The organism is Amycolatopsis sp. NPDC000009, assembly GCF_055563465.1.
This window is the reverse complement of the sequence record NZ_JBVHDI010000001.1, coordinates 199,650-210,944: the sequence shown is the minus strand read 5'-3', so window position 1 is coordinate 210,944 and position 11,295 is coordinate 199,650. Positions and strand designations below refer to the sequence as shown.

The window sequence follows — 11,295 nt, the reverse complement described above, 5'->3', positions numbered from 1 at the left end:
GCTCATCTCTTGCTTTTCTGGGTTTATGCATGGCGAAATGCCGAGAAATGGTGAATCGCGAGCATGTTTTAATCCAGCTTTCAGCTCATGCGATTCAACCCGAGAGGACTCAAAGAAATGTTTGAGCATTGACACGCCGTCGAAATTGTGATTGTCAAGCACAAGTGACAATCGGATGCAAATTGATACAAGCGTCGAATTCGAGCCAAGTTGATCAGCGGCGACTGCGCAGCACGAGGCTGCCACCGTGACGAACGGAGCAGCCAGAGGCGGGCAATGCATGACGATCAGACGGCGGGAAGTGGGGTACGGATGGATGGTGACCAGCGCAGTCAGGGTGACCACGGGGTCACAAGTAGAGGCAGGTGACCACCCACCCAAAGCGACTGTTCATGTGCCTGCCGGCGACCGAGTCGGGCGCTGCATCGGCAGGGTCTACGGGCGGGTGACCAGGCACTTCGCAACGCCGAGGGACTACCGCTCTAACAGGTACCTGGATCGGACCGTCGAGCGGCAGGTCGCCAGGACACTGCGACTGGCGTGCGACCTCCCCCACCCCTCACAGCAACCAGTGGACCGTTCGCCGGACACGCTCTAACTCACGTCGACGTTCAGTTTCGGAGGGTCGCGTAGTTCGTTGTCGACATTGTCCAAGCGGGTGGTCAATTGGTTGATCGCAGCGCGGGCGTCGTCGCAGATTCCGTTGGCGGCCACGAGGTACGAATCGCAGATCTCCCAGTAGTTGCTGCCGCCGATCGCCGCGGGGTCCTTCGTCTGCTGCGCGCCTTGCACAGCCTCGGCCAGCACCTTGTCCAGCCCGAGGACCTTGTCGATGGCGAACGGGAATTTGCCCAATACCCAATCGCCGATGACCTTGAACATGGTCATGCGGAGCTGTTCGATCCCGGGGTCACTGAACGTCTCGGCCTGCAGCGCCCCGACGAACTGTTTCATGACCTTGACCATGTCGGCCCGCGCTTGCTCAAAGATCTGGGAGTACGCGATGAGGCACTGCCCCAGCTTACCGACCGCCAGGATATAAGGCTCGGTGTAGTTCGCCAGTTCTTCGCGATATGTCTGTACGCTGACCGCGACATCGCCTTCCCACCGCCCGAGGGCCGCACCGAGCGCGCTGTCGAGGTTGTTGAGCACGTCGATACTGGGATCGGCGTCACCGGCGGATTTGTAGCGCAGCTCGTCGATGGCCTGCCATGCCTGATGCATGACCTTGAGCTGCTGGTGCGCGATCACGTCAGCCGGATAGAAGAACCGCTCGAACGGATAGTTGACCCACCGATCGGGGTGCGGACCAGTGGGGCCGTAGTCATGGAGCAGCCAATCCACCCAGCCGGCTACCCAGCGGGCCCAGCCGGCGAGCTCGCCACACTGGTCCTCGTATCGGTCGAACTGCGGGTAGTTCCCCGGCCCGCGGTCCGGCCAGTACGGTGGCTGCCCCATCATCGCCCCCCGTCCATCCACGGCTCGCCGATGCGGCGGAGTCGCTCACTCGCGGCGGCTTCGGTCTCGGCATAGAGCTTCGACGCCGTCTGCAGGCCACCTTGAAGCCGCCGAGCCGTGTCGACGAAGCTGTCATTATGTGAAATGAGAGTGTCGAAGATTTCGTTGAACTTGACGTTGAAACGCTCGCAAGCGTGAAAGAACACCCCGGCGTCGCCATAGTCGCCGAGTAAGACGGAATTACCCTCGATCACGGCCTGCGCGTTCTTGACAGCCGTACCGTGCGTTTCGAAATGGGTGACCGCCTCGCTCGCTCGCTGGGCAGCGTGTTTGACCAGTTCAGGGTCGACCTCGAAACCTTGCGCCACCGTCCCGCTCCTTACCCTGCTCACGCAGTAGACACAGCCCCCTGAAAATCGTTCTAAGACGGTACAACGGCTTCCGGCATCTGCGAGGGACTTCTGGGAAAATCAGCGGAACGTCCGGGCGCCGACTCATCGAGCCGACCCACAGGTTGCTCGTCAACCACGGGTTGCTCACCGAGAGTGCTGTTGATCTGCTTGGCCTATACTCAATGTGATAGCGCCGGACAGTCCTAAGTGGAAATACGCCGCGAAGGTCGCGGACGAAAGCGAGCAGCGTCCTTTACAAGGAGCTGGAAAGCGTCCCTCCGCGCGACGACCTACCCAGCTAACGGCTGCTGCGGCATGCCGGGCATCCCGTTCAACTTGCGGCGGCGTTGTCGTTAGGGAGCGGCCTGCGGGGGCTTCCGCGGCGTTGGAGGAACTCAGTGAGGTTGAGCGTGTCCCCACTGGGTTGCTGGCCGATTTCATCGAGTGTGGCGGTCAGGAGCGCAAGGGTGCGTGGGATGGCGGCGTACTGGCCGAGACGTGCCTGAGTGCGGAGGATGTCGCGGTAGACGCCTTCGTTGTACCGGTCGAGTTTGCGGGTACGTTCCAGCAGCGTGAGCATCGTTTCCGGGTCGGCGTCGCCGTGGGCGCGGATCAGCGCTCCCAGCGCGTCGAGGAGGTCTCGGCGGGTGGACTCGCGGAAGGGCTCAACCCAAGGGACGAGCAGGTCTTCGGCGAGGTCGCCTCGATAAAGCTCGATGGCGTCGCGCAGCTGCACGAGGGCGTCGCCACCGGTCGAACGGGGTGCCTGGAGGGCGTGCTGGAGCTGCCAGAAATCAACGGTGACTAGGTCAGGGTTGAGCTGGTAACGGCCGTCGTCGTTGAGGACGAGGTTGCCGAGGACGCCGTCGGTAGCGTTGCTGAGTGACCGGCGCAGCATCGAGAGTGTGTTGTGGAAGCTGTTGTACGGCCGTGGTGGCCGGCTGTCGGGCCAGACCGCTTCGTTGAGGACTTCGCGGCGGACGCCTCGGGGGTACAGCGCGAGGTAAACGAGCATTTCGCGTTGCTTCGGTGTGAGCGTGCCACTGAGCTCGTGTTCGCCGCTGTCGTCCTGGAGAGCTAGGTAGACGCGACCGAGCACCCGGACGACCAGCGGTCGCCGACACACCGGGCGAGCCTCCCCCATCGGCTTCGGCCTGTGCTCGTCGGCGCCGCCCGCAGGTGAGGCCGGTCGGTTGTTGTGCGGGTCCGGTGGGCGGGCCGATTCAAGCCGCGTCATCTCCTCCACCGAGCGCTGTTCGAGCACCGGAGGCTGCGTTGTCCCGTGGTCGTCCCCCGCGAGCGACATGTCGTCAGCATCGGCAGTGCGAGGTTTCAGGTCGGGTCCTGGCAGGTCGACGGGGCCTTCAGCGTCGCGGAGCAGCGTGAGTAGCTGTGCGGCGTCGGCGGCGGGCAGGGTGAACAGGCGCATGTCACCGAGGGCGTCGCCAATGCCGGCGCTGGTGGCGCTGACGGTGCCGTCGGCGCGGACACGGACGGTCGCGCCGGGCCGCCACTGGCCGAGCAGGATGCCGGCGAGGCCGAGGGCGGAGCCGTTGTCGAGGATGGCCTGCAGGCGGCGCTCGGCGTGCGGTGCCGGGCTGGCGAGCAATACAAGCGAGGCAGGGGTGGGCTGGGGCTCGGTCTCCTCGATGGCGTTGCGGGTGCGGGTGAGCAGCGCCGCTTCCATCTCGTCGAGGGCGGCGTTGAGAGACTCGACCACCAGGACGGTGGACGGTAGCTGCTCGACCTGTGCGCCGTCGAAGATCAGGTGCAGGTCCTCGGCGGGGATGATCACGCAGACGGTGCCACCGGGTTGGGGCTCGGCGAGCATGTGCAGCACGAGCGCGCGGGCGGCATCAGTAGCGCCGGAACCGACCAGGCCAAGCCCGCGCGTGCTGGCGAGGTTCAGCGCGAGTTCACTTCCACCTCGAACGCCGACTCGTGCAGGAACGGGTTCTGGGTGGTCGTCGGGTTCAGGCGCGCCGCCTGCGGTGAAGTGGATCCGGGGTGGAGCGGGCGCGAGATCGACGAACTCCACGTCGTCGGAGCGCTTGCCGTCGTGTGCGGAGCGCAGGGCGCGGACCACGGGCGCGATCGGGCGCTGCAGGTCAGCGCGGTCGCCGCTGCCGACGCGGTAGCGGCGTCGTCGCCACATCCTCGCCGACGCCGTGGCTGCGGTGACCAGGCCAGCCAGGCCGAGGCTGACGAACACGCCCGTGATCAGGTCCAGTCCTGGTTCGCCCTGGTTGGTGCCGTGCGGGTCGGCTCGGTCGGCCGCGACCGGAGCCTGCGTGGTCGCCGCAGGCTGCGTTGAGCGTGGCGTGGTGGGCGGCGCCGGTTGCTCGAGTGGCGCTTGCGGCCGTTGCTCCCCCGGCACCGGTTCGTCGGCCGGGGCAGGGATGTAAGCAGTGATCTTCCAGCCGGGCCGCAGCAGGTTGGGGTCGGTGAGCGCACGTCCGTCGGGCTGCTCGACGCCGCGGTTGAGTAGGAAAAGCTCGGGCCATCGGCTGCCACCGCCGGGCCCGTGGATGCGTTCGGCGATCCGCCACAGGCTGTCGTAGATCCCGTCCTGCGGAAGCCGGACTTCCTCGGTGGCTTGAACAGTTCCTGGCGGAGCAGGTGCCGCTCGGTCGATCACCAGGGCGGCGTGCGCCTGTCGGGCCGGCGGATGTACGGCGGGGCCGGGAGTCAGGGGCGCGGTCACCGCGACCGGCGTGAGGTCGGTCATCAAGGCCGCAGCGGTCGCCGGGGGCATCGTGTGTGGAGTGCGGCTGCCGAGCAGGGTCAGCACGATGGTGCCGATGAGGACCGCGGCGAGCCCGCGCAGCGGGCCGGGCGAACGTTCCGCCGGCCAGGTGATCCCGCGCGCCGCGTCGACGGTGCAACGCAGGACGTCGCCGGCGAAGAAGAACCAGACGATCCAGCACAGCACAGCCAAGGTGTTGAGCAGGAACTGCGGGCTCATGGAATTGCCGAGCAGCGTCGCCTGGATCTCGTCCCCGGTCGGCGCCCGGTCTGGCAGCGGCCAACCGATGAAGTGCGCCAAGGCCCAGGGCACGCCAGCGACGAGCGCCAGCAGAGCGACGGCGGCGAGCAGGCCGCGCAGGACACGACCGACGCTCTGGAACGCGCTGGCAGGCGTCCAAGAGGTGCGAATACTCGAGGGCGACCCCAGGTTCCGATGGGAGCGGTTTGAATGTGCGGTCACGACGTGCTCAATTCGTTGGCACTACAGGGCTTTCGGTCAGCTCACTTCCGCAGGAACACGCTCGGGCGCGGACCGAGGTGCGGCGGGCTCACGCACCGGCGGTATCGGTCCGGATGTCTTTGTCGTCGCCGTCTTCACACCGGACGAGGCAGATGCGGACCTCTTGCGTTTGGTGCGCGTGATCTTCCGGCCGTCGAGCCACCTGTCAAGGTCGGCGACGGGCACGTCGGTGAACTTCGCCAGCTCGTCGGTGCCGATCACGTCGTTGTACTCGGCGAGTACGTCACCGAGTTCTCGTTCGATCTCGCCGAGTTGCCCGGCGATGGCGGCCCGACGTTGTGCGAGTTCACCGACCCGCCTAGCCGCGGCAGATCGCTTGGCGGTTGTTGCGCTGTCGTTCTCTTTGACGCGCTGTTCGACCTCTTCAGGCGTGGCCATCCTGCTCTCCCTTCGTCGTTTAGCCGGTGTTGAAGGCGGGTGTGGTCATGGCAGAACCCCAGAAATCCCGCGCTGTGGCTGGGCTTGCCCGGTTCCGGTGACCGTGATCGAGCTGATGCCGATCAACGGGAGCAGCTGCGTCGGTTGGCTGACGGTGACAGTCACGTTGACCGTGTTGCCGCCGACCGAAACGGTGCCGGTATGGCCCGCGGCGGAGAGGTACTTGCGGGCGGCAGCAGTGGCCTGGTGCGGTTCCAGGCGAAGTGTGCCGTTGGCGCGGTAAGCGGCCAGGTCGATCTCCTGGGCGCCTGCTCGAGCGGCCTCCTGGGCCGCACCGAGGGCACGAGCCTTGGCGGCCAGCGCGAGTCCGCCGTCGAGCACGAGGCCGGCGAACAGCAGTACCGCCGTGACGATGATGACGACGAACGCGGTGACCCGGCCACTCTGGTCCTCGCCAAGCCGCCGCAGAGCGGGGCGACGAAACAACGCGGTCAAGCTCATCCAGTGCCCCCTGCGTGCCCGAGAGTGCTGGTACCGCGCCACACGTCTACTGGCGCAGAGAAGCTCGAGCTGAACGTTCGGGAGCCTGGGACGCCGAGCATCGTCAAGTCGCCCAGACCGACGCTGCACCAGACGGTGACGGTGACCGTCGAACCGGGCTTGAGCCCTTGGGTGTCGGTTGAGACCGAGAGTGACTGGCAGGCGATGCCGGCAGAAGCCAAGGCGGCGCTGGCAGTCGCCTGGGCGCTCGCGATGGCCTGCGACGATGTACGGGCCAGGGTTGCTGCGCGAGCGGCTTGGTGCGCGACGTCGTTGATCCGCAGCTTCGTATCGGCGAGCCTGCCGCACAGCACCACGAACAACAGCAGCAGAATGAGCAGCGGCGTGAGCAGGGTGAGCTCAGCCGCGGCGGAGCCGCGTTCATCGCGGCGCACCATGTTGATCAGGTGAGCGAGCCTGTGGTGTTTGGATGTCGCGTTCATGGCACTGCCCCATCACCGGTCGGCGGCGTGAATTTCTCAAGGGGCCCTACGGCTTCGGCGTGAACTGTGAGCGTCATGAACGGGACGACGCTGGTCACTGTTCCCGTGATGGTCACCGATGCTTCGGTGTTTCCCCGCTGGACGCTGACCGCACCTCCTTGCAGCGGGCCGCTTCCCAGTTGCGCCAGGATGCGTCGGCCTTCGGCGTTGCCTGCGGTGGCACTGCCGCCGGATACCCGCGCTGCGGAGAGCGCTTCGGATGCGGCAGCTTGAGCGATGTGAGTGGCGTGCATGTACAACGCGAATTGGGCGACGAGCAGAATCAACAGGAGCAGCAGCGGCATGGCGACGACGAGTTCAACTGACCCGGCGCCTCGCTGATCATGCTGTAACCGACGCAGTCCGGAGGTCCTGTTCGGGCAAGTGCGTGTTGGTGGTTGCGGTTTCGCGCGTGACTGTCGGGGCATCGTCATCACCGGCCTAGAGGTTGATGCCGTTGGCTTTCTGGGTGACCTTGACGACGATGACGGCGATCACAGCGATCGCGAGCGCTGCCAGCAAGGCGGTGACTACGACAGCCTCAGTCGAATAGCCGCCTTCGTCCTGACGTAAGCGCTCGAGCGCAGCACGTATCCGGCTGACAAGGATCCGGACTTCCGTGAACATAGCTTCTCTTCTCCTGAGGCCAGTTAGTCTTGAGCAGGTGAATTAGCCACGACAGGCGACCGGGTCGGTTCGAGTTCCCAGGGAAACGGACCCGAGCCGGTCAAGTCGCGCGCAGCGGTGATGTACGCGAAAACGTTCTCCAGCAGTGGCTTCGCGGAGTCAGCGACACGACGCGAAGGCAGTCCTCGTAGTTCATCGAGGGTGGCGGCGACGACAACTTCGTGCTGCATGCGCTCGAGTTTCGACACCCAAGACCGAGTAAGGACAACGCAGCCACGCAACTGCTCACGGACCTGGTCAACAGCTTGGTCAACGATCTTCAGGGCGTCTTCAAGCACCTCGGCAAGGTCGCGCGTCTTTGATTCTGATAGCAGTCGTCCAGCGAGCGCTCGCGCGGACCTCGATTCGTCGAGAAGGAGAACGGCGTCCCACGCTGTACGGTGCACGCACTCCAAGACCTGCGGGCCCAGCCACGATTCGGCGGGACTGTCCCGCAGTTCCTTCACCGCCTCGACGATCTCGCGGACAGTCTGCTGAACCTCCGATCCACAGTCGCCGAAGTTTCCAGGACGGAAGAAGAAGTCACCAGAACCCTCGTCGAATCTTCGATGAGCCTGATGCGGATATTCCGTCAGAAGGACGGTTACGCGATCCGCCACTTCGAGCGCTGCAAAGACGAAGATGAACACGGCCAACAGATACAGCGGTACGGCCGGTATCGTCCCCGGCAGGAAAGTGCCGACGACGATGATGACGCCACCGAGCAGCACGAACCCTGCTATTCGCAGGCTAAGTGCCGCCCCAAGGTGCCGCGCGAACCATCGCGCACGGGGGAACACCGGGTTCCAGAGCAACACATCTGTGCCGTCTGGGAATTCGCCGACGCTCACGGTCGGCCTCGACACGCTGACGATCGTAGTCATGGCATTCTCCAAGATCAGTGCGGCAATTGAGACCTTCAGAGCCCTCCCAGTACCTGCGCGAGTGCGGGAAACCCAATGAAGACAAGAAATCCACCGAACAACATCACCACGGGAAGACTCATGCGTTCGGTGGCCGCTTGAGCCTCGCCTTCGGCGTCGGTGAGTTCGCGGGTGCGCAGCGCGGAGGCTTTGGCCGCGAGGCTGGCGCGCACGCGGGCGCCTTCGGTCCCAGCCAGGCTGACCGAGGCGGCCAGCTCGGACAGCTGGTGCACATCGAGTTCGGTGCCGAGCTGACCCAGCGTGGCCCACGGGGTGGTGCGAGTGAGCTTGGCTGTGACCAGCGCGCGCCGAAGCTGTTGGAACGCCCAGCCTTTGCCGATGCCGACCGCGTCCGACAGCGCTCCGTCGACTCCGGCTCCGCCGGCCAGCAGGACGCGGATCAGGTTGAGGTAGGCCGCCAGCGCGTGCCGGAACGTGGAGCGTCGCCGCTCGGCTTCCTGCCGAACGCTGAAGTCCGGCAGCAGAAAGCCGCCCAAGGCGAAGACGAGGCCGGCGATGGCCGGAACTTCCCACCCCAGATTGATATCGGCCGCCACGAGCAGGAGCTCCATCAGGATCGGCATCAGCAATCCGGTCAGCGCCAACGTGGCCTTCTCAGCCAGGTGATGCTCGATGCTCTTGCCTGTGACGACGAGGTCGTTGCGCGACTTGCGGTTCGGCAAGCCGAGTGCGGCCAGCGGCTTGATGAACGGCTTGCCCACGCGCAGGGCCCAGCCGTCGGAGTCCGCAGTGAGGATCGGTGGCGGTGCCGGCGTTGCGTGCAGCCGGTCGACCAGAGCTCGCAACGGTGGCCGGGGCGGGAAGATGTAGACCGCCAGCGCCCACAATCCGACGCCGAGCCCAGCACCCCACAACAACGCACTGATCACGACGACGCCCCCTTTCCGGCGGACAGATCATCGGCGTCGTGCTGCCGGATCGTGCCCAGCTCGGTCAGGAACCTTTCCGGCTCCCGCATTCGCGCAATCCTCGCCAGCCAAGCAAAGGCCGCGGCGAAGAGAACTCCGACGATCAGCAACATGATCTGGCCGAACGCCGTGTCGTATGGAGCGAGGTAGCCGCGGTTGAGCAGCACGAGGCCGACGGCGAAGCCGAGCGTGGTGATCACGATGACCCGGACGCTGGTCTTGGTGCGGGCGCGACCGGCCTCGACGCGCATCCGCATCGACGCCTGCTCGCGCGCCTCCCCGGCCAGTTCCCCGAGCAGGTCCGCCAGCTGCCGTGCTTGGTGTTCGGCGGCCAGCACGAGCGCGGAGATCACCAGGTCCGCGGTCGGGTCGCGCAGCTGCTCGGCGAGATTACGCAGGGAGGGTGCGAGGCGTTCGCCGCGTTCGAGCCGGACGGCCAGCTCGGTGATCTCCTCGCGGATCGCCTCGGGGCAGGCCGAAGCAGTGGCGAGGATGGCCTGTTCCAGACCGGCTGCGGCGACGAGGGTGTCGCGCAGCATCTCCGTCCACCCGGCGATCGCCTCGATACGTTCGAGGTGACGCTTGTGGTCAACGTTCGAGCCGAGGATGCGTGGTAGTCCCACCACGGCGACGACGGTCAAGATGGCGCCGACCACCCAACCCGTGATCGCGCCGACTGAGAGGCCGGCGAGCACGGCCCCGACGAGCCAGCCGACCTCCTTGCGGTCGTGATGGGCGGCCAACCAGGCACTCAGCCGCGATGGCGTCGCGGACCGGGCGGGACGGCCGCGTAGCCCAGCCCAGGCGAGCAGGACACCGACAGCGAGGCCCACGCCGAGCAGTCCGAACAGGGCGGCAGTCGTGGTCATGCCGTCCACCACCCTTCGTGCCGCTCGAACAGATCCGGGTCGTAGCCGACGTCCGTGAGCAGGTCCACGGTGTCCGTGCGCAACGGCGCCCCCGGCACGGCCCGCAGGTCCGGACCAGGTCGCCAGACCTCGTTGCTGATGATCTGGCGGTCGTCGGCGCCGACGACTTCGCGGATGGAGGACACCACGCGTTTGCTGTTTTCGCCGCGGGGCTTGTCCAGGTGCACCACGAAGTGCAGCGCTGCGGCGACCAGTAGATTTGTCGCTTCCATCGGCAGCCGCTCGGGGCCTTGCACGGCGTAGGCGGCGAGCTTGGTGAACGCGCCCTGGCTGCTGGAAGAGTGCAGGGTGCCCATGCTGCCGTCGTTGCCCATGGACATCGCGTTGGTGAGCGGAATGACCTCCGGACCGCGGACCTCGCCGACGATCACCCGGTCTGGGCTCTGGCGCAGGGACTGCCACACGAGGTCCGACAACGAGACCTCTCCGACACCCTCGAGGTTGGGTTCTCGGGCCTGCATCGCCACCACATCGGGGTGTGCGTTCTCGTCCTCGCCGAGACCGAGCTCGAAGACGTCCTCGATGGTGATCAGCCGCTCCCACGGCGGGATCGCCGAGGCCAGCCCACGCAACATGGTGGTCTTCCCGATCGCGGTGCCACCGGTGACCAGGACGTTGCGCCGAGCACGCACCATCGCGGCGAGGAAGGACTCCAGCGCCAGGTCGATGGTGCCGTTCTCGCGCAGCTCCGCCAGCGTCACCTTGGTGAATCGGTGCCGCCGGATCGACACCGAGGGCCGTGCGGTCACGGCCATGACCGCCGAGACCCGTTCACCGCCCGGCAGCTGGAAGTTGACGATCGGCGACCCGCGGTCGAAGCGGCGCTCCTCCACTCCGGACCGGGTGGCCAGATCGCGGATCAACTCGACCAGCTCGGTGTCGGAACCGACCACCGCCGGCAACCGGCGTCGGCGACCGTCGGCGTAGCGAACGAAGACGCGGTCGTAGCCATTGATGTTGATGTTCTCGATCTCGGTGTCGGCCAGCAGCGGTTCCAGACCGGCCAGCCCGAAGACCTCGTCGAGCACGGCCGTGATCACCCGCTGCTCGACATCAGGTCGCACCAGATCGTGTGCTTGCCGCATCTCCGCCTGGGCATGTGCCTCGGCGGCGTCCTGAAGGATCGTCTCGGCCATCTGACGTCGCGCCACGGTCCCTATCGGGGCACGGCCGCTGCTTTCGTCGTCCCGAATGCGTTGGCTCAGTTGCGCGGACAGCTGCTCACGCAGATACTGCCGCAGCCGGTCCACGGCCGCGGCCTCTCCGGTGCGCTGATGGGGAAGGTCCGCCGGGCCGGGCAGATTCGGGCCAGCTCCGTTCGACACGCTTA

13 protein-coding genes are annotated in these 11,295 nt (G+C 66.1%); all 13 read right to left on the bottom strand.

The annotated features are described in order from the left end of the window. The coding region (locus ACZ3HL_RS01140) for a hypothetical protein (RefSeq protein WP_465527987.1) at nt 1-345 on the bottom strand (345 nt) is incomplete at its 3' end. A 249-nt stretch (nt 346-594) separates the two neighbouring features. Next, entirely contained in the window at nt 595-1,461 is an 867-nt protein-coding gene (locus ACZ3HL_RS01135) for a hypothetical protein (RefSeq protein ID WP_465527985.1), read from the bottom strand. Beyond that, a complete protein-coding gene (locus tag ACZ3HL_RS01130) occupies nt 1,458-1,826 on the bottom strand; it encodes a hypothetical protein (protein ID WP_465527983.1) in 369 nt (122 codons plus the stop codon). The genes ACZ3HL_RS01135 and ACZ3HL_RS01130 overlap by 4 nt, the downstream gene beginning before the upstream one ends. A 355-nt stretch (nt 1,827-2,181) precedes the next feature. Next, nucleotides 2,182-4,896: a BTAD domain-containing putative transcriptional regulator gene (locus tag ACZ3HL_RS01125; RefSeq protein ID WP_465527981.1), complete on the bottom strand. Its 2,715-nt coding sequence runs from the start codon at nt 4,894-4,896 to the stop codon at nt 2,182-2,184. 198 nt (nt 4,897-5,094) lie between these two features. Then, nucleotides 5,095-5,496, bottom strand: a complete 402-nt coding sequence (locus tag ACZ3HL_RS01120) for a hypothetical protein (RefSeq protein ID WP_465527979.1) — start codon at nt 5,494-5,496, stop codon at nt 5,095-5,097. 45 nt (nt 5,497-5,541) lie between these two features. Then, nucleotides 5,542-5,997 carry a pilus assembly protein TadG-related protein gene (locus ACZ3HL_RS01115; protein WP_465527977.1) on the bottom strand — a complete coding sequence of 152 codons (456 nt, stop codon included), beginning with the start codon at nt 5,995-5,997 and terminating at the stop codon, nt 5,542-5,544. After that, on the bottom strand, nt 5,994-6,479 hold the full coding sequence (locus ACZ3HL_RS01110; protein WP_465527975.1) for a TadE/TadG family type IV pilus assembly protein: 486 nt from the start codon (nt 6,477-6,479) through the stop codon (nt 5,994-5,996). Before ACZ3HL_RS01110 ends, ACZ3HL_RS01115 begins: the two co-directional genes overlap by 4 nt. Beyond that, nucleotides 6,476-6,880 carry a TadE/TadG family type IV pilus assembly protein gene (locus ACZ3HL_RS01105; protein WP_465529073.1) on the bottom strand — a complete coding sequence of 135 codons (405 nt, stop codon included), beginning with the start codon at nt 6,878-6,880 and terminating at the stop codon, nt 6,476-6,478. The genes ACZ3HL_RS01110 and ACZ3HL_RS01105 overlap by 4 nt, the downstream gene beginning before the upstream one ends. Nucleotides 6,881-6,959: 79 nt before the next feature. Further along, a complete protein-coding gene (locus ACZ3HL_RS01100) occupies nt 6,960-7,145 on the bottom strand; it encodes a hypothetical protein (protein ID WP_465527973.1) in 186 nt (61 codons plus the stop codon). 23 nt (nt 7,146-7,168) lie between these two features. After that, nucleotides 7,169-8,068 carry a hypothetical protein gene (locus ACZ3HL_RS01095; RefSeq protein WP_465527971.1) on the bottom strand — a complete coding sequence of 300 codons (900 nt, stop codon included), beginning with the start codon at nt 8,066-8,068 and terminating at the stop codon, nt 7,169-7,171. 35 nt (nt 8,069-8,103) lie between these two features. Then, on the bottom strand, nt 8,104-8,997 hold the full coding sequence (locus ACZ3HL_RS01090; RefSeq protein WP_465527969.1) for a type II secretion system F family protein: 894 nt from the start codon (nt 8,995-8,997) through the stop codon (nt 8,104-8,106). After that, complete coding sequence (locus tag ACZ3HL_RS01085; RefSeq protein ID WP_465527967.1) at nt 8,994-9,905, bottom strand: type II secretion system F family protein; 912 nt, start codon at nt 9,903-9,905, stop codon at nt 8,994-8,996. The genes ACZ3HL_RS01090 and ACZ3HL_RS01085 overlap by 4 nt, the downstream gene beginning before the upstream one ends. Beyond that, nucleotides 9,902-11,290 (bottom strand): CpaF family protein, encoded by a 1,389-nt coding sequence (locus ACZ3HL_RS01080; protein WP_465527965.1) that lies wholly within the window; start codon nt 11,288-11,290, stop codon nt 9,902-9,904. Before ACZ3HL_RS01080 ends, ACZ3HL_RS01085 begins: the two co-directional genes overlap by 4 nt. Nucleotides 11,291-11,295: the final 5 nt, after the last annotated feature.